The sequence below is a fragment of the Streptomyces pactum genome (assembly GCF_002005225.1).
GTDB lineage: Bacteria > Actinomycetota > Actinomycetes > Streptomycetales > Streptomycetaceae > Streptomyces > Streptomyces pactum_A.
In genome coordinates this window covers 3,369,212-3,386,959 of record NZ_CP019724.1, presented here as the reverse complement: position 1 = coordinate 3,386,959, position 17,748 = coordinate 3,369,212, and the positions used below count along the sequence as shown (strand labels likewise).

18 protein-coding genes are annotated in these 17,748 nt (G+C 73.2%); 10 read left to right on the top strand and 8 right to left on the bottom strand.

Translation table 11 applies throughout. The annotated features are described in order from the left end of the window. The first annotated feature begins 237 nt into the window (after positions 1–237). Complete coding sequence (locus B1H29_RS13780) at positions 238–720, top strand: hypothetical protein (RefSeq protein ID WP_055418169.1); 483 nt, start codon at positions 238–240, stop codon at positions 718–720. Here the strand turns inward: B1H29_RS13780 and B1H29_RS13775 are convergent. The 4 genes from B1H29_RS13775 to B1H29_RS13760 form a co-directional block, all read right to left on the bottom strand. Continuing rightward, complete coding sequence (locus tag B1H29_RS13775) at positions 689–1,312, bottom strand: Maf family protein (protein ID WP_055418168.1); 624 nt, start codon at positions 1,310–1,312, stop codon at positions 689–691. The genes B1H29_RS13780 and B1H29_RS13775 overlap by 32 nt on opposite strands. Positions 1,313–1,351: 39 nt before the next feature. Continuing rightward, a complete protein-coding gene (gene mmpB, locus B1H29_RS39865) occupies positions 1,352–1,480 on the bottom strand; it encodes a morphogenic membrane protein MmpB (RefSeq protein WP_079160209.1) in 129 nt (42 codons plus the stop codon). A gap of 108 nt (positions 1,481–1,588) precedes the next feature. Further along, positions 1,589–1,795 carry an acyl-CoA carboxylase subunit epsilon gene (locus B1H29_RS13765; RefSeq protein ID WP_055418167.1) on the bottom strand — a complete coding sequence of 69 codons (207 nt, stop codon included), beginning with the start codon at positions 1,793–1,795 and terminating at the stop codon, positions 1,589–1,591. A gap of 10 nt (positions 1,796–1,805) precedes the next feature. Further along, positions 1,806–3,404 carry an acyl-CoA carboxylase subunit beta gene (locus B1H29_RS13760; protein ID WP_055418166.1) on the bottom strand — a complete coding sequence of 533 codons (1,599 nt, stop codon included), beginning with the start codon at positions 3,402–3,404 and terminating at the stop codon, positions 1,806–1,808. 110 nt (positions 3,405–3,514) lie between these two features. Here B1H29_RS13760 and B1H29_RS13755 point away from each other — a divergent pair, with 110 nt between their 5' ends. Both B1H29_RS13755 and B1H29_RS13750 read left to right on the top strand, forming a co-directional pair. After that, positions 3,515–4,378, top strand: a complete 864-nt coding sequence (locus B1H29_RS13755; protein WP_055418165.1) for a biotin--[acetyl-CoA-carboxylase] ligase — start codon at positions 3,515–3,517, stop codon at positions 4,376–4,378. A 540-nt stretch (positions 4,379–4,918) separates the two neighbouring features. Then, on the top strand, positions 4,919–6,061 hold the full coding sequence (locus tag B1H29_RS13750; protein WP_055418164.1) for an adenylate/guanylate cyclase domain-containing protein: 1,143 nt from the start codon (positions 4,919–4,921) through the stop codon (positions 6,059–6,061). 60 nt (positions 6,062–6,121) lie between these two features. Here the strand turns inward: B1H29_RS13750 and B1H29_RS13745 are convergent, their stop codons facing one another. Further along, positions 6,122–6,802, bottom strand: a complete 681-nt coding sequence (locus B1H29_RS13745; RefSeq protein ID WP_234393008.1) for a hypothetical protein — start codon at positions 6,800–6,802, stop codon at positions 6,122–6,124. A 210-nt stretch (positions 6,803–7,012) separates the two neighbouring features. Between B1H29_RS13745 and B1H29_RS13740 the strand changes: the two genes are divergently transcribed. The 3 genes from B1H29_RS13740 (at position 7,013) to hutH (ending at position 10,868) form a co-directional block, all read left to right on the top strand. Next, positions 7,013–7,813 carry an enoyl-CoA hydratase/isomerase family protein gene (locus B1H29_RS13740; protein WP_055418163.1) on the top strand — a complete coding sequence of 267 codons (801 nt, stop codon included), beginning with the start codon at positions 7,013–7,015 and terminating at the stop codon, positions 7,811–7,813. 274 nt (positions 7,814–8,087) lie between these two features. Beyond that, positions 8,088–9,236 (top strand): GGDEF domain-containing protein, encoded by a 1,149-nt coding sequence (locus B1H29_RS13735; protein ID WP_055418162.1) that lies wholly within the window; start codon positions 8,088–8,090, stop codon positions 9,234–9,236. A 93-nt stretch (positions 9,237–9,329) separates the two neighbouring features. Beyond that, a complete protein-coding gene (gene hutH, locus B1H29_RS13730; protein WP_055418161.1) occupies positions 9,330–10,868 on the top strand; it encodes a histidine ammonia-lyase in 1,539 nt (512 codons plus the stop codon). 217 nt (positions 10,869–11,085) lie between these two features. Here the strand turns inward: hutH and B1H29_RS38535 are convergent, their stop codons facing one another. Next, positions 11,086–11,403 (bottom strand): hypothetical protein, encoded by a 318-nt coding sequence (locus B1H29_RS38535; protein WP_167392533.1) that lies wholly within the window; start codon positions 11,401–11,403, stop codon positions 11,086–11,088. Positions 11,404–11,512: 109 nt separating this feature from the next. On the opposite strand from B1H29_RS38535, the gene B1H29_RS38530 reads away from it, so the two are divergent. Then, the gene (locus B1H29_RS38530) at positions 11,513–11,866 is read left to right on the top strand and encodes a hypothetical protein (protein WP_055418159.1); all 354 of its coding nucleotides are present in this window, start codon (positions 11,513–11,515) and stop codon (positions 11,864–11,866) included. 224 nt (positions 11,867–12,090) lie between these two features. Next, the gene (locus B1H29_RS13720) at positions 12,091–13,338 is read left to right on the top strand and encodes a L,D-transpeptidase (RefSeq protein ID WP_055418949.1); all 1,248 of its coding nucleotides are present in this window, start codon (positions 12,091–12,093) and stop codon (positions 13,336–13,338) included. A gap of 188 nt (positions 13,339–13,526) precedes the next feature. On the opposite strand, the gene B1H29_RS13715 is transcribed toward B1H29_RS13720, so the two are convergent. After that, complete coding sequence (locus B1H29_RS13715; protein WP_055418158.1) at positions 13,527–14,399, bottom strand: helix-turn-helix domain-containing protein; 873 nt, start codon at positions 14,397–14,399, stop codon at positions 13,527–13,529. Between the two features lie 169 nt (positions 14,400–14,568). Between B1H29_RS13715 and B1H29_RS13710 the strand changes: the two genes are divergently transcribed. Then, on the top strand, positions 14,569–15,609 hold the full coding sequence (locus tag B1H29_RS13710; RefSeq protein ID WP_055418157.1) for an NAD(P)-dependent alcohol dehydrogenase: 1,041 nt from the start codon (positions 14,569–14,571) through the stop codon (positions 15,607–15,609). A 173-nt stretch (positions 15,610–15,782) separates the two neighbouring features. Continuing rightward, a complete protein-coding gene (locus B1H29_RS13705) occupies positions 15,783–16,598 on the top strand; it encodes an SDR family oxidoreductase (RefSeq protein WP_055418156.1) in 816 nt (271 codons plus the stop codon). A gap of 87 nt (positions 16,599–16,685) precedes the next feature. On the opposite strand, the gene B1H29_RS13700 is transcribed toward B1H29_RS13705, so the two are convergent. Then, a complete protein-coding gene (locus tag B1H29_RS13700) occupies positions 16,686–17,705 on the bottom strand; it encodes an aldo/keto reductase (protein WP_055418155.1) in 1,020 nt (339 codons plus the stop codon). Between the last annotated feature and the right edge of the window lie 43 nt (positions 17,706–17,748).

Here is a 17,748-nt window from a genome sequence, read left to right as displayed (position 1 = left end):
CGAAACGCAGGACTCCTCCGGGAAACCCTAGCCCCCCGATGTGGGCAAGGTCTCTGTAAGAGGGTGCTGCGGGCCACTCTGTTTCTTTGTGGAGTCCCTACGAATGGCCCAATGATTCTTTGCTCGTCGCAGACCTCTTGTCGTGGGGTTTACCCGTTAGTAGCGTTCCGGGTGTCTCGAACGTACTTGGGGTAACGGCTGTCCTGTGCGGCAGCGGTCGGAAGTGGGTGGGGACCGGTGTCAGTGCGCAGGCCGGTGGCGTGGATCGTGGCGGTCGTGCTCTTCGCGGAGGCGGTCGGCGTCGCTGCGCTGAACTGGTTCCTGGGAATCGTCGTCGACCGGCAGGACATGTCCCTGGCCGGCCTGGACCCGGGCATGATGTCCGTGTCCTCGAAGATCGGCGGTGTCGTCTTCGGGCTCTACTTCGCGCTGTGCGGGCTGGTCGCCCTGCTCGTGGCGTTGCGCGACCGCCCGCCCGCCGGGCTCGGCCGGATCCTGCTGATCAGCGCGGCCGTGGTGCACGGCCTGCTGGGCGCCTTCACCTGGGGGCTGGTGGGCCCCGGCGCCTTCGTCTTCATGATCGCCGTACTCGGTCTCCTCGTGCTGCTGCTGATGACCTACGACGCCCGCGAGGAGCCCGCGGCCGGGCAGCGGCCCGAGGACGGCAAGGGCGGCGACGGCGCCCCGGTCAGCCCCCCGCCGGCGCCCACAACTCCGTGATGCCGACCCCGAGCTCGGCGAGCAGCCGGCGTACGAGGGGCAGGCTGATGCCGATCACGTTCCCGTGGTCGCCCTCGATGCCGTCGATGAACGGGGCCGAGCGGCCGTCCAGGGTGAACGCCCCGGCGACGTACAGGGGCTCGCCGGAGGCCACGTAGGCCGCGATCTCCTCGTCGGTCGGCTCGCCGAAGCGGACGACGGTGGAGGCGGTGGCCGAGACGTGGCGGCCGGAGGCGGTGTCCCAGACGCAGTGGCCGGTCTGCAGCGTGCCCGCCCGGCCGCGCATCGCCTTCCAGCGGGCGGTGGCCTCCCCGGCGTCCGCCGGCTTGCCGAGGGCCTGGCCGTCCAGGTCGAGCACCGAGTCGCAGCCGATCACCAGGGCACCGCGCACCTCGGGCTTCGCGGCCACGACGGAGGCCTTGGCCTCGGCGAGGGCCAGGGCCAGCTCGGCGGGGGTGGGCGCGGTGACGGCGTCCTCGTCGACGCCGCTCACGAGCACCTCGGGGGCGAGCCCGGCCTGGCGGAGCAGGCCGAGCCGGGCCGGGGACTGGGAGGCGAGGACGAGCCGGCGGCGCGGCTGCTGGTCTGTCATGGGATCAAGGGTATCGGCGGCGTCACGGTCGCCGGCGCCTCAGCGCACGCCGATCACGATCATCGCCAGGACCATGGCCAGCGCCAGGAGAACGCTCAGCCGCCGCAGCATGTCCTGCATGTCGCGCAGTTCCTTGGGCGGCTCGTTCTCGGGGTCGGACCACAGCATGTCACCAGCGTGCGGCCTGGCCGCCGGGGGCGCTTGAGTACGGGTACTCATTCGGGGCGCGGCGTCCCTCTTCCGTGCGCGGTCCCCCGCGCCCCCGGGTGCCCGGCCTCAGCCCGGCCAGTATGTGCGGCCCCATGAGGCGGGGCCTGGCTGGGGCAGGTGCCGGGCCGCGATACGGGACGGGTCGGACCACGCGTCCCTGCTGCTCGGCGGGCCGGACGGCTCCGTCTCCGCCGCCGCGGCGCGGGCGCGGACCACCGCCAGGGCGGCGGCCAGCTCCTCCGGGGTGGGGTTGCCCCTTACGACCTTGATCACGCCGGGCTCCTTAGAGGGGGATGTTGCCGTGCTTCTTCGGAGGGAGGGATTCCCGCTTGGTGCGTAGCTGACGCAGGCCGCGGACGATGTGGCGGCGGGTGTCGGACGGCATGACCACCGCGTCGACGTAGCCGCGTTCGGCCGCCGTGTAGGGGTTGAGGAGGGCGTCCTCGTACTCCTGCATCAGGCGGGCGCGGGTGGCCTCGGCGTCGTCACCGGCCTCGGCCTCGGCGAGGGTGCGGCGGTGCAGGATGTTGACCGCGCCCTGGGCGCCCATGACGGCGATCTGGGCGGTGGGCCAGGCGAGGTTGAGGTCGGCGCCCAGGTGCTTGGAGCCCATGACGTCGTAGGCGCCGCCGAAGGCCTTGCGGGTGATGACCGTGATGAGCGGGACGGTGGCCTCGGCGTAGGCGAAGATCAGCTTGGCGCCGCGGCGGATGATGCCGTCGTGCTCCTGGTCCACGCCGGGCAGGAAGCCGGGGACGTCCACGAAGGTCAGGACCGGGACGTTGAAGGCGTCGCAGGTGCGCACGAAACGGGCCGCCTTCTCGGAGGCGGTGATGTCCAGGCAGCCGGCGAACTGCATCGGCTGGTTGGCGACGATGCCGACCGGGCGGCCCTCGACGCGGCCGAAGCCGGTGAGGATGTTCGGCGCGTACAGCGGCTGCGTCTCGAGGAACTCGGCGTCGTCGAGGACGTGCTCGATGACGGTGTGCATGTCGTACGGCTGGTTCGCCGAGTCCGGGACGATGGTGTCCAGCTCGGCGTCCTCGTCCGTGACCGCGAGGTCGGCCTCCTCCGGGAAGGCGGGCGGGTCGGAGAGGTTGTTGGACGGCAGGTACGACAGCAGTTGCCTGACGTACTCGACGGCGTCCTTCTCGTCGCCCGCCATGTGGTGGGCCACGCCCGAGGTGGAGTTGTGGGTGCGGGCGCCGCCCAGCTCCTCGAAGCCGACGTCCTCACCGGTGACGGTCTTGATCACGTCGGGGCCCGTGATGAACATATGGCTGGTCTGGTCGACCATCACCGTGAAGTCGGTGATCGCGGGGGAGTACACCGCGCCGCCCGCGCACGGGCCGACGACCAGGCTGATCTGGGGGATGACGCCGGAGGCGTGGGTGTTGCGGCGGAAGATCTCGCCGTACGCCCCGAGCGAGGCCACGCCCTCCTGGATGCGGGCGCCGCCGGAGTCGTTGATGCCGATGACCGGGCAGCCGGTCTTCAGCGCGAAGTCCATGACCTTGACGATCTTCTGGCCGTAGACCTCGCCCAGCGCCCCGCCGAAGACGGTGAAGTCCTGGGAGAAGACGGCGACGGGGCGGCCGTCGACGGTGCCGTAGCCGGTGACGACGCCGTCGCCGTAGGGGCGGTTGGCGTCCAGGCCGAAGTTGGTCGAGCGGTGCCGGGCGAACTCGTCCAGCTCGACGAAGGAGCCCTCGTCGAGGAGGAGGTCGATGCGCTCGCGGGCCGTCAGCTTGCCCTTGGCGTGCTGCTTCTCGACGGCGCGTTCCGACCCGGCGTGCGTCGCTTCCTCGATACGGCGCCTCAGGTCCGCGAGCTTGCCCGCGGTCGTGTGGATGTCGGGCTGCTGCTCTTCCGGCTCGGACATCGGGATGCGGCTCCCTGCCTGCTCAAAAGGGGGGACGGTTACTCATCCGTAGAGTAGTAGGGGGCCTTCCCTTCGGCAGTGCGGTGTTTCCCACACCTAGGGTGGGTTGCATGACGCCCCGAGATGCCTCTGACTCCCCCCGCGGCCGTTGGTCCGACCTGGACCGGCCGCCCCTCAACACCGCGGCCCTGCGCCGGGGACTGGTGCGGGAGGGCGGGCTGTGGCGGCAGGTGGACGTGGTGCAGCGCACCGGTTCCACCAACTCCGACCTGGTGGCCCGCGCCGAGGGGGAGCAGGCGGAAGGGCTCGTCCTCGTCGCCGAGGAGCAGACCGCCGCGCGGGGCCGCCTGGACCGGCAGTGGACGGCTCCGGCCCGCTCCGGGCTCTTCTTCTCCGTACTGCTGCGGCCCGCCGAGGTGCCCGTGACCCGCTGGGGCTGGCTGCCGCTGCTCACCGGCGTGGCGGTGGCCACCGGACTGTCCCGGGCCGCGGGTGTCGACACCGCCCTGAAGTGGCCCAACGACCTGCTGGTGACGGTCGGCGACGAGGAGCGCAAGGCCGGCGGCATCCTCGCCGAGCGGGCCGGTGACGACGGGGTGGTCATCGGCGTCGGCATCAACGTCAGCCTGCGGGCGGACGAGCTCCCGGTGGAGCGGGCCGGGTCGCTGGCGCTGGCCGGAGCCGTGAGTACCGACCGGGACCCGCTGCTGCGCGGGGTGCTGCGGTCGCTGGAGGACTGGTACGGGCGGTGGCGGGCGGCCGGCGGCGACCCCGCGGCCAGCGGGCTGCAGGAGACGTACGCGGCCGGGTGCGCGACGCTCGGGCGGATGGTGCGGGCGGAGCTTCCGGGCGACCGGTCGCTCGAGGGGGAGGCGGTGGCCGTGGACGGGGACGGGCGGCTGGTACTGGCCACGGAGGCGGGGGTGCAGGAGCCGGTGGGGGCGGGGGACATCGTGCACTTGCGGTTGGCGTGACCGGGGCCCGGGGGCCCGGGGGCCCGGGGGCTCGGGGGTGGGCGCGACCCGAGTTCGCCCGGGCAAGCGAGCGGGGCCCGGGGTGCCCCGCCTGGGCCGGTTGGGGAGTCCTGGAGATGTCCGCCTAAGCCGGCGGTGGGCTTGGGGGTGGGCGCGCTGTGTGGCGTGGTCTGTGCCCGGCTGGGCCCGGCGGTGGTGCTTGGGGGTGGGTGCGTTGCGGGGTGCGGCCCGTGCCTGCCGGGGCCGCTGGGGGGCCGGGGGGTGCCCCGCCCGGGTCGGCCGGGGGTTTCCTGGGGGTGCCCCCGCCTGGGCCCGGCGGTGGGCTGGGGGTGGGCGCGCTGCGGGGTGCGGCCCGTGCGTGCCCGGGCCGCCGGGGAGCCCGGAGGCACCCGCTCGGGTCGGCCGGGGTTCCTGTGGGGCCGTTCGGGTTCCGGGTGCGGCACGACTGCCCGCAGGCCGCGCGGGAGTGAGCTGGGGCACACCTGACGTAAAGTTGGGGCCGGTCGAACCTGACCGCAGCAGATCGGAAGGGCAGCAGGCGTGACCGTCGACGACACGGGCTCCGGCGCGGACGGGGACGGCCGGGTGGACCCCGAGCCCGGCCCGGACTCCGCCGAATCCGGCGAGGACCCGCTCGCGCTGCGCCTCGAAGGGCTCATTCTGGGCGCCGAGCGCCGCTACACCCCCTTCCAGGCCGCCCGCAGCGCGGGCGTCTCCATGGAACTGGCCTCCCGTTTCTGGCGGGCCATGGGATTCGCCGACATCGGCCAGGCGAAGGCGCTCACCGAGGCGGACGTCCTCGCCCTGCGGCGCCTGGCCGGTCTGGTGGAGGCGGGACTGCTCAGCGAGGCCATGGCCGTGCAGGTGGCCCGGTCCACCGGGCAGACCACCGCCCGGTTGGCCGAGTGGCAGATCGACTCCTTCCTGGAGGGCCTGACCGAGCCCCCGGAGCCCGGGATGACGCGCACCGAGGTGACGTATCCCATCGTCGAGCTGCTCCTGCCCGAGTTGCAGGAGTTCCTCGTCTACGTCTGGCGGCGCCAGCTCGCCGCCTCGGCCGGCCGGGTCGTGCAGGCCGGGGACGACGAGGAGATGGTGGACCGGCGGCTCGCCGTCGGCTTCGCCGACCTGGTCGGCTTCACCCGGCTGACCCGCCGCATGGAGGAGGAGGAGCTCGGCGAGCTGGTCGAGGCCTTCGAGACCACCGCCGCCGACCTGGTGGCCGCGCGCGGCGGTCGGCTGATCAAGACCCTCGGCGACGAGGTGCTCTACGCCGCCGACGACGCCGGCACGGCCGCCGAGATCGCGCTGCGGCTCATCGAGACGATGGCGAACGACGAGACCATGCCGGAACTGCGCGTCGGCATCGCCTTCGGCACGGTGACCACCCGGATGGGCGACGTCTTCGGCACGACCGTCAACCTGGCCTCCCGGCTCACCTCGATAGCTCCCCGGGACGCCGTCCTCGTCGACACCGCCTTCGCGGAGGAGCTGATCCGTACGCGGGACGCCCCGGCCTCGGAGGCGGCGGCCGCCGAGGAGGCCGCCGCGGCGGAGAAGGAGGGCGAGGAGCCGCCGGCGTACCGCTTCGCGCTCCAGCCGATGTGGCAGCGGCCGGTACGCGGTCTCGGCGTGGTGGAGCCCTGGCTGCTCTCGCGGCGCGCTGGCGGCGGGGAGTCGTAGGGCCAGGTGCGTCCGGTGGGCGGTCGCCGCGCACCGGCGCCCGCCGGGGGCCGGGGGCCGTCAGTGGTCGTCGCCGAGCAGGTCCACGCAGACCCCGATGACCGGTACGCACAGACCCGGACCGCCCGGTTCCGGAACCGGGGCGGACGTTGGCGGTGGCGGCGTCGGGGTGGGACGAGGTGCGGGGGTGTCCCGGCTTGGTGGCTGCGGACTCCGCGGGGACCGCGGTGGCTGTGACGTGGGCGGGGGCGGCGAGTCCCCGGCGCCCGAGTTCCTTGCGCCCGAGTTCTCGGCGCCCGAGTTCTCGGCACCCGTGTCCGCGGCGCCCGGGTCCGCACCGCCCGGGGCGGTCGTCGCGGAGGGGAGCGTGGCCGGGGGGCCGCTCGCGGACCGGCCCGGTATGAGGCCCGGCCCGGGGACCGGCGATCCGCTCGGACCGCCCATGGCCGAGGTGGCCGACGGGCTCACGTCCGGTGGACCGGCGGTGCTCGCCGCGGCGGGGTCCGTCGCCCGGTCCGTCGCGGTGCCGCCGCCCGTCCCCCCGTGCGGCGCGGCCTGCGCGCCGTACCCGTCCACGTCGCCGCCCCCGGGCCCGGGCAGCAGGCGGACGAGGCTCAGGGTGCCTGCCGCCAGGGCGAGGCCGCCGGCGGTGAGCAGCACCTTGCGGGGGCGGGGCCTGCGGTGCCGGCCCCGGTGGCCCCACGGGTGCTGCGGTCTCGTCGGTGTGCCGGTCGTCGTCATGTCCCCTCCCCGGTGCGCAGGCGCCCCCGCCGCGCCGTGGCGGAGCGAGGCTACGGGCTGCCGTCGGCCGGGGTACTGCGGTCGGCCGGATGTCACTCGAACGGGGAAGCAGGGCGGGGCGGGCCAGGGCGCGGCCGGCCTTTCCCCGCGGGGTCCCGCCTGCGATGATCGGGCGGTCGGATTGTTAACCCGCGTTAACCGGAGGGTGTCATGAGCGAGGAGCGGTTCGGAGAGTTCGTCCTGGTGCGGCGGCACGGGGACGGGCATGTCGCGGAGCTCGCGCTCGACCGGCCGAAGGCCATGAACGCCGTGTCGACCGCGATGGCCCGGTCCATCGGGGTGGCGTGCGCGGCGCTGGGCGAGGACCGGAGCGTACGCGTGGTGGTGCTGACCTCGACCCATGAGCGCGCGTTCTGCGTCGGGGCCGACCTCAAGGAGCGCAACTCCTTCTCCGACGCCGATCTGCTGCGGCAGCGGCCGGCGGCCCGGGCGGCGTACACGGGGGTGCTCGAGCTGCCGGTGCCGGCGATCGCGGCCGTGCACGGGTTCGCGCTCGGGGGCGGTTTCGAGCTGGCGTTGTCGTGCGACGTGATCGTGGCCGACCGCACGGCGGTGGTGGGCCTGCCCGAGGTGTCGGTCGGGGTGATCCCGGGCGGCGGCGGTACGCAGTTGCTGCCGCGCCGGGTGGGGGCGGCGCGCGCCGCCGAGCTGGTGTTCACGGCGCGGCGGGTGAAGGCCGCGGAGGCGCGCGAGCTGGGGCTCGTGGACCAGCTCGTGGACGAGGGGCGGGACCGGGAGGAGGCGCTGGACCTCGCCTCCCGGATGGCCGCGAACTCGCCCGTGGGGCTGCGCGCGGCCAAGCGGGCGCTGCGGCTCGGGCACGGGCTCGACCTGCGGGCCGGGCTCGAGGTCGAGGACGCGGCGTGGCGGGCGGTGGCGTTCTCGGGGGACCGGGCGGAGGGGGTGGCGGCGTTCAACGAGAAGCGGGCGCCGCGGTGGCCCGGGGAGTGACCTCGCCCGTGTGGCGCGGGCCGGCGGCAGCCACCGGGCCGGCGGCAGCCACCGGGCCGGCGGCAGCCACCGGGCCGGCGGCATCCGCATCCGCATCCGTAGCCGTCGGCCGGTCCGGTGCCCGGGGCGCGTCCGTGCGGGCCGAAGGGGGGCGCGTCCACGGCAGCGCGTGAGCGGGCATGTCGCTGTCCCGCGCGTTCACCACGCGCGCAAACGGCCCAACCGCCGGAGGTCTCATGTCCACTTTCTCCGTGAATCTCCCTAGCCTGGAGTGATGGGTGACGACAGGCGGCTCGCGGCCGTAGTGGCGCTGGCGCAGGGCATGGCCGCCGCGCACAGCTCGCGTGAGGCCTGGCGGGCGGCGGCCGTCGGCGCGTGTCTGGCGCTGGGCGGCGGTTTCGCCGCGCTGTCGGTGTGGGAGCGCGAGCTGGGCCGCCTCCGGGTCCTGGTGAACGTCGGCGAGCGGGCCGAGGGCGAGGAGGAGTTCCCGGAGGACGAGTCCTACCCGGTGCACCAGTTCGCGGAGATCACCGAGTTCCTGCACGAGCGCTGGGCCGGCGGCGGTGAGCCCGACGCCTGGGTCGAGACGGCCGAGGGTCCCGCCGCCGGGCGTCCGGGCTACGTCCACCAGCGCGTCGCCGCCCTGCGCCGCCGGGGGCGCGGCTGCTGCGTGGTCGCGCCGATCGTGCTGCACGGCCGCGCCTGGGGCGAGCTGTACGTGGCCCGTCCGGTGGGGGAGCCGGTCTTCGCGCGGCCCGACGCCGACTTCGCGACCGTGCTGGCCTCCGTCGTCGCCGCCGGGATCGCCCAGACCGAGCGGCTGGAGGAGGTCCGGCGCCTCGCGTACACCGACGCGCTCACCGGGCTGGCCAACCGCCGCGCCGTCGACTCCGCGCTGGACGAGGCCGTCGAACGGCACCGCGAGGAGGACGTCGTCGTCAGTCTCGTCGTATGCGATCTGAACGGCCTCAAGCGCGTGAACGACACGCACGGGCACGCCGTCGGCGACCGTCTGCTGGAACGTTTCGGATCGGTGCTGTCGCTGTGCGGGGCGATGCTGCCGGGGGCGCTCGCGGCGCGGCTCGGCGGGGACGAGTTCTGCCTGCTCGCGGTCGGGCCGTCCGCCGACGCGGTGGTCAAGGCCGCCGAGGAGCTGTGCCGCCGGGCGGCCGAGCTGGAGCTCGGTGACGGTGTGGCCTGCGGGGTCGCGTCCACGGATGACCCCGTCGGGCCGGTGCGCTCGGCCCGCCGGCTGTTCCGGCTCGCCGACGCCGCCCAGTACCGCGCCAAGGCCGAACGGTCCGCCGGGCCGGTCGTCGCCGGCCGCGAGGGGCCCGACGACCCCGTCGTACGGCTCGCGGACGAGCCCTCGCGGGAGGAGGACGGGGAGCGCAGGCGGTTCCGCGGGCGGCACTCGCCGTAGGGCCGGCGCGGTAAGGGGTGCAACCGGCACGCATCCGTGACGGCCTCCCTCGTGACATCATCGAATTCACTGCGTACGCTCCTGAATATGGATATGCACACTGTGGTGGTGGGGACGACCGGCGTCACCGCGTCCGACGTCCTCGCCGTGGCGCGCGCCGGCGCCCGGGTCGAGCTCTCCGACGAGGCGGTGGCCGCCCTGGCCGCGGCCCGCGAGATCGTGGCCGCGCTGGCCGCCAAGCCGGACCCCGTGTACGGCGTGAGCACCGGCTTCGGCGCCCTGGCGACCCGGCACATCAGCCCCGACCTGAGGGCCCGGTTGCAGCGCAACATCGTCCGCTCGCACGCCGCCGGGATGGGCCCGCGCGTCGAGCGCGAGGTGGTCCGCGCGCTGATGTTCCTGCGGCTGAAGACCGTCTGCTCCGGGCGCACCGGCGTCCGCCCCGAGGTCGCGCGGACCATGGCCGACGTGCTGAACGCCGGGATCACCCCGGTCGTGCACGAGTACGGCTCCCTCGGCTGCTCCGGCGACCTCGCCCCCCTGTCGCACTGCGCGCTCACCCTCATGGGCGAGGGTGACGCCGAGGGCCCCGACGGCACCGTGCGGCCGGCCGGCGAGCTGCTCGCCGAGCACGGTATCGCCCCCGTCGAGCTGCGCGAGAAGGAGGGCCTCGCCCTTCTCAACGGGACCGACGGCATGCTCGGCATGCTGGTCATGGCCCTCGCCGACCTCGACACCCTCTACAAGTCCGCCGACGTCACCGCCGCGCTGACCATGGAGGCCCTGCTCGGCAGCGACAAGGTGCTCGCCGCCGAGCTGCACGCCATCCGCCCGCACCCGGGGCAGGCCGCCAGCGCCGCCAACATGGCCGCCGTGCTCAAGGGCTCGGGCCTGACCGGGCACCACCAGGACGACGCCCCCCGCGTCCAGGACGCCTACTCGGTGCGCTGCGCCCCGCAGGTCGCCGGCGCCGGACGCGACACCATGGCCCACGCCTGCCTCGTCGCCGAGCGCGAGCTGGCGGCGGCCGTGGACAACCCCGTGGTGCTGCCCGACGGGCGGGTGGAGTCCAACGGCAACTTCCACGGTGCCCCGGTCGCCTACGTGCTCGACTTCCTCGCCGTCGCCGTCGCGGACCTCGGCTCCATCGCCGAGCGGCGCACCGACCGGCTGCTGGACAAGAACCGCAGCCACGGGCTGCCGCCGTTCCTCGCCGACGACGCCGGCGTCGACTCCGGTTTGATGATCGCCCAGTACACGCAGGCCGCCCTGGTCAGCGAGTTGAAGCGGCTCGCCGTACCCGCCTCGGCGGACTCGATCCCGTCCTCCGCGATGCAGGAGGACCACGTGTCGATGGGCTGGTCGGCGGCGCGCAAGCTGCGCACGGCCGTCGACAACCTCACCCGCGTGATCGCCGTCGAGCTGTACGCCGCCACGCGCGCGATCCAGCTCCGCGAGGGCCTCGCCCCCGCCCCGGCCTCGCGGGCGGTCATCGACGCCGTACGGGCGGCCGGTGTCGAGGGTCCCGGCCCGGACCGGTTCCTGGCGCCCGATCTCGCCGCGGCGGACGCGTTCGTGCGCGCCGGGCACCTGGTGGCGGCCGCGGAGGCGGTGACCGGGCCGCTGCGGTAGCCGGGCCGACGAGGTCCGAGGAGCCCTGTCGGGACGGCGGGGCTCCGCTGCGCTGTCGCGCCGTGCCGTCCCCCGAGCGTCCGCTGACGCCCGAGCGTCCGCTGACGCCCGAGCGCCCGCGGACGCCGGAATGCGCGCTGACGCGGGAGCGCCCGCTGACGCAGGAGCGCCCGCCGCCTTCGAACGGTCAAGAAGTCCAAAAGAACGTCAAGCGCCGTCAAAAACCGAGGCGTTCCCGGCGCACCGAGTACCCGACGAAGCCGGCGCCGAGACCGAGGCAGAGGGCGCCGCCGACGACGTACGGCGTGCTGTCGAAGCTTCCGGTGTCGGCCAGGCGGGTGGTGCCCCCGCCGCCGGCCTCCGTGCCCGTGGACACCACTCTGGCCTGCGCTGTGACCTGCGGAGACGAACTGGCGGAGGCGGACTTGAGTGCCGGTGTGTCGGGTGTCGCGTTCGCGGACGGGACGAACCACAGGGCGCACAGCAGGCCGCCCGCGGCGGCGGCGGTCAGCAACGGACGGCGAGCGGATGACACGGAATATCGATCCCCTTGTGGCGCTGGCGAATTGGCCGTGTGGGCAGATGTTAGTGAAAGCCGCGGGTCACAGGAAAGTCACGGGAGCGGTCGGCCTTACGCTCCGGGCATGAGTACTCCAGAGACGTCATCTTTTGTACGGATTCGCGTCGAGCTCGTTCTCGAGATCGACGACGAGGAGGCCGTCACCGGGGCCGCGCTGCGGTCGCTCGCCGACGACACCGACCTGTCCGACGCGGAGAGGGCCCACGCCGAGCGCGCTGTGACGGAGGACACCGCGGAGGCCCTGGCCCATCTCGTGGACCCGTTCGACCTGGTCAGCGCGGTACCCGGAGTCGAGCTCCAGCAGGCCTCCTGGAGTGGCGAGCAGATCGACTACGACCCCGATTCGCCGGAGTGGGACCTGGACGAGGAAGATGGCGACGAGAACGACCCCGAAGACGATGAACTGACGGTCGGCTGACGCGGTGTGGGGAAAAACGTGACCCCGGGCGGCAACCACCGTCCGGGGTTTCGTCGTCTCAAGGGGCGCGCCGGCCGGCCCCGCACCGCCCCCGCCTCCGCGGCAAACGTGGTGTGCCCCACACCTGTGAGCGATGTGGAACGGGACGAACCGGTCGTAGCGTTGAAAGTTCTTGACGGGGAATCTCGGGGTTTCCGGACTCGGCAACGATGGAGAAGCGTGTGATGACGGACGGTAAGCGGCGCAAGGGCCTGGCGGCCGCGTCCGCACTGCTCGGCGGTGTGCTGGTGCTCTCGGCATGTTCCAGTGGCGACGCCGACACCTCCGGAGGGGGGGACGGCAAGACCTCGCAGGCCGAGGTCGACGAGGCGGCGGCCAAGAAGTCGTCCGAGGCCCAGATCAAGATCACGCCCAAGGACAACTCGGACAACGCCTCCATCAACAACTCCGCCGGCGTCACCGTGAGCAAGGGCACGCTCACGGAGGTCAAGATGACCGCCACCGACGGCACGGAGGTCGAGGGCCAGATATCCGCCGACAAGACGAGCTGGAAGCCCAGCGGTCAGCTCGAGCGGGCCACCAAGTACCAGATCACGGCGACCGCGCAGGACTCCGAGGGCCGCGCCGCCCACGAGAACGCGTCGTTCACCACGGTCTCCCCGAAGAACAGCTTCATCGGCACCTTCACCCCGGACGACGGCAAGACCGTCGGCGTCGGCATGCCGGTGTCGATCAACTTCGACAAGGAGATCACCGACAAGGCCGCCGTCCAGAAGGGCATCACGGTCAACACCACCAGTGGCCAGGAGGTCGCCTGCCACTGGTTCAGCACCCAGCGCATGGACTGCCGCCCCGAGAACTACTGGCAGGAGGGCTCGACCGTCACCCTCAAGCTGGCGCTCGACGGGGTCGAGGGCGCCGAGGGGATCTACGGCGTCCAGCAGAAGTCGGTCACCTTCAAGATCGGCCGCAACCAGGTCTCCTACGTCGACGCCAAGACCAAGCAGATGAAGGTCACGCAGGACGGCAAGACCGTCAAGACGATCCCGATCTCGGCCGGCTCCCCCGAGAACAAGACCTACGAAGGCCAGATGGTGATCTCCGAGAAGTTCAAGGAGACCCGGATGAACGGCGCGACGGTCGGCTTCACCGACGACGACGGCGAGGGCGAGTACGACATCAAGGACGTGCCGCACGCCATGCGCCTGAGCACCTCCGGCACCTTCATCCACGGCAACTACTGGGGCAAGGGCATCTTCGGCAACGCCAACACCAGCCACGGCTGCGTGGGTCTGGCCGACGCCAAGGGCGCCGACGACCCGAACACGCCGGGCGCCTGGTTCTACGACAACTCGATCATCGGTGACGTGGTCGTCGTTCAGAACACCGGCGACAAGACCATCGCCCCGGACAACGGCCTCAACGGCTGGAACATGGACTGGGCCCAGTGGAAGGCCGGTTCGGCGGTCTGACGGCCCCGCCCCCCTCCGCGCCGCCCGTACAGCGCCTGCCGCCCCTCACCGGGGGCGGCAGGCGCTGCCGCATGTCCGGCGCGCGGGCGCTTCCCCATGTCCGGCGCGCGGGCCGTGGCGGGACGTCAGCCGGTGCGGTTCCGGGCGGCGGTGGCCACGGCCGCGGCCACTGACGGTTCGGCCGACCCTCACCTCGGCAGCGAGGCCGCCGCGTCCGTCCCCCAGCTCGCCAGCAGCCGCAGCGCCTCCGCCGAAGGGGAGCCGGGCTCGGCGTGGTACGTGACGAACGCCTGCTCCTCGTCGTCGACCAGGCGGAACGTCTCGAAGGACAGGGTCAGGTCACCGACCAGCGGGTGCCGCATCCGCTTGACGCCGTAGCTCTTCTCCTTGACGTCGTGCGTGGCCCACAGCCGCCGGAACTCCTCGCTCTTCACGGACAGTTCGCCGACCAGGGCGGACAGCCGCGGGTCGTCCGGGTGCCGGCCCGCGTCCATGCGCAGGAAACTGACCATGTCGGACGCCTTCTGGTCCCAGTCCACGAAGAGGTCCCGGTAGTCCGGGTTCAGGAAGACCAGCCGCGCCCAGTTCCGCTCCTCGGCGGGCAGCCCGCCCCAGTCGCCGAAGAGGGCCGCCGCCATCCGGTTCCAGGCCAGGATCTCCGAGCGCCGTCCCGTCACGTACGCCGGCACGGTGTCGATCGACTCCAGCAACTGGAGCAGCGCCACCCGCACCGGCTGCTGCGCCCGCGCCGCCGTCGCCCGCCTGCGCTGCTGCTTCGGCTTCGCCAGGTGTGTCAGGTGCGCCTGCTCGGCGTCGGACAGCCGCAGGGCGCGGGCGATCGCGTCGAGGACCTCCGCCGACACGTTCCGCCCGTTGCCCTGTTCCAGACGCGTGTAGTACGCCACCGACACCCCGGCCAACTGCGCCAGCTCCTCGCGCCGCAGCCCCGGCACCCGGCGGTGCCGCCCGAACGACGGCAGGCCCACGTCCTCCGGCTTCAGCCTGGCCCTGCGGGTGCGCAGGAACTCGCTCAGCTCGGCACGCCGGTCCAGTCCATCCATACCCTCCAGTATCGCCGGACGTATTCCCGGTCGTACGCACCCGAGACTGTCCCCGCCGGTGGTACGCACGCTGGACGTACGCAAAAGCGTGGTCTGGGTGATCCCGCAGGCCGGAGGCAGGGTGGAGGCATCACCCTGTCAATGCCAAGAGAATTCCGGAGAACCCGGCATGACCACTGTCGCCGCGTACGCAGCACCCGCCGCCAAGGCTCCGCTGGAGCGGACCACCATCGAGCGGCGCGAGGTGGGCGAACACGACGTTCTGATCGACATCAAGTTCGCCGGCATCTGCCACTCCGACATCCACCAGGTCCGGGAGGGCTGGGGCGAGGCCATCTTCCCGATGGTCCCGGGCCACGAGATCGCCGGTGTCGTCGAGGCCGTCGGCCCCGGCGTCACCAAGTTCAAGGCCGGCGACCGGGTCGGCGTCGGCTGCCTCGTCGACTCCTGCCGCGAGTGCGAGAACTGCGAGGCCGGCCTGGAGCAGCACTGCCTCAAGGGCAGCGTCGGCACGTACAACGCCGTCGGCTACGACGGTGAGCCGACCTACGGCGGCTACGCGCAGAAGGTCGTCGTCGCCGAGGACTTCACCGTCCGCATCCCCGACGGGCTCGCGCTCGACGTCGCCGCGCCGCTGCTGTGCGCGGGCATCACCACGTACTCCCCGCTCAAGCACTGGGGCGCCGCCCCCGGCAAGAAGGTCGCCGTGATCGGCCTGGGCGGCCTCGGCCACATGGGCGTCAAGATCGCCCACGCGATGGGCGCCGAGGTCACCGTCCTCTCGCAGTCGCTGCGCAAGAAGGACGACGGCCTGAGGCTGGGCGCCGACCACTACTACGCGACCAGCGACGAGAAGACCTTCCAGCACCTTGCGGGCAGCTTCGACCTGATCCTCTCCACGGTCTCCGCGCCGCTGGACTTCGGCTCCTACCTCGGCCTGCTCAAGACCGGCGGTGCCCTGGTGAACGTCGGCGCCCCCGAGGAGCCGATCGCCCTGAACCTGTTCTCGCTCATCGGCGGCAACAAGACCCTCGCCGGCTCCATGATCGGCGGCATCCAGGAGACCCAGGAGATGCTGGACTTCTGCGCCGAGCACGGCCTCGGCGCCGAGATCGAGGTGATCGCCGCGTCCGAGGTCAACGAGGCGTACGAGCGGGTCCTGGCGAGTGACGTGCGGTACCGCTTCGTGATCGACACGGCGACGATCTGACGGACCGGGAAGCCTCTGCCGACCGGCCGGAGAGGTTCTTCGGGAATCTTTCCCCCGGCTGTCACACGGCCGCGACGCCGCGGGTCATACCGCCGTAGACACACACGGCGGACGCCCGGACGGGCGGGGACCAGAAACCCGTCCGTCCGGGCGCCAGGACCCCGGGAGCAGTCATGACGTACCCCTCGTCCCCCTCCACCCCCATCCTCGTCACCGGCGGCACCGGCACCCTCGGCGGCCACGTCGTCCCACTGCTGCGGGCGGCCGGCCACGAGGTACGGGTCCTCACCCGGCGGGCCCGCCCCGCCGGGGACGGCGTCACCTACGTCACCGGCGACCTCCTCACCGGTGAAGGTGTCGAGGCCGCGGTCGACGGCGTGCACACCGTCCTGCACCTGGCGGGCGGCCCGAAGGGCGACGACAAGGCGACCCGCGCCCTGGTGCGGGCCGCCTCCGGCGCGGACGTACGGCACCTCGTGTACATCTCGGTGGTGGGCGCGGACAGTGTGCCGCTGGCGTGGCTGCGCACCAAGCTGGACTCGGAGCGGGCGATCGCCGACTCGGGCATCGGGTGGACGGTGCTGCGGGCGGCCCAGTTCCACGAGCTGACCCTGACGATGATCGAGAAGATGGCCAAGCTGCCGGTCCTCCCCGTTCCGGGCGGGTTGCGCCTCCAGCCGGTCGACTCCCGCGAGGTCGCCGCCCGCCTCGTCGAACTGACCCTCGCGGCACCCTCCGGCCGGGTTCCCGACATGACCGGCCCCGAGGTCCACGACCTGGCCGCCCTGGCCCGCCCGTATCTCGCCCTGCATGCCCGGCGCCGGCGTCCGCACCTGCCGGTCCGGATCCCCGGCAGGGCGGGCCGTGCCTACCGTGCGGGGGCGAACCTCACGCTGGAGGGGGCGCGGGTGGGCCGGCGGACGTGGGAGGAATTCCTGACGGAGCGTGCCGGACGCGAGGCGGCGACGGCTGCCGCCCGCCGCTCGTGACCCGGGCGGCCGGCGGCGCCTGCCCCCCACGACGGTCCGCGGCGTCACGCTCCGGCGGCCGGCGGCCGGACGCGCCGCCCACGACGGTCAGCGGCGCCGCAGCGACGCGTCCAGCAGCGCGGGCGGGGTGTCGAACTTCTCGTGCGCGGCCAGGTCGGTGCCGGGAGCCACGACGGCGTCGACGGCGTCGAGGACGTCGGCGGAGAGCACGGTGTCGGCGGCGGCGAGCTGCGCGTGCAGGTGGTCCAGGGTGCGCGGGCCGATGAGCGCGCTGGTCACGGCGGGGTGCGCGGTGACGAATCCGAGCGCGAGCTGGATCATGGTCAGACCGGCCCCGTCGGCGACCTCCGCCAGCCGCTCGACGGCGTCGATCCGTGCCCGGTTGGCCGGCAGGGAGGTGTCGAACCGTTCGGGCAGGACCGCCGAGCGGTGAGTGGCGATCTCCCGCCCGGCACGGACGGCCCCCGACAGCCAGCCCGAGGCCAGCGGGCTCCACACCAGTACGCCGAGCCCGTATTCCTCGGCCACGGGCAGCACATGGCTCTCGATCCCGCGCTGGAGGACGGAGTAACTGGGCTGCTCGGTGACGTATCGGCCCAGGCGGTGCTCGCGGGCCGCCCACTGGGCCTGCACGATGCGGTACGCGGGGAAGGTCGAGGAGCCGAAGTAGCGGATCTTCCCGGCGCGCTGGAGGTCGGTCAGGGCCGACAGCGTCTCCTCGTCGCTGGTGGCCGGGTCCCACCGGTGGATCTGGTAGAGGTCGACGTGGTCGACACCGAGGCGGCGCAGGCTGTTGTCCAGCTCGGTGACCAGCCAGCGGCGCGAGGCGCCCCGGTGGTTGGGCTCGTCGCTCATCGGCATGCACGCCTTCGTGGCCAGCACGATGTCGTCGCGGCGGCCGGCGATGGCCTTGCCGACCATCTCCTCCGACTCGCCGGCGCCGTACATGTCGGCGGTGTCGATGAGGTTCACCCCGCCCTCCAGGGCGGCGTCGACGATGGCGGTGGCCTCGTCCTGGGTGGTGCGTCCGATGGCGCCGAAATTCATGGCGCCGAGCGCGAGGGAGCTGACCTGCACGCCGGTGCGGCCCAGGGTGCGGTATCGCATGGGGTGTTCCTCCGTTGTGGGTGAAGCGGGGTGCGCGGGGCGG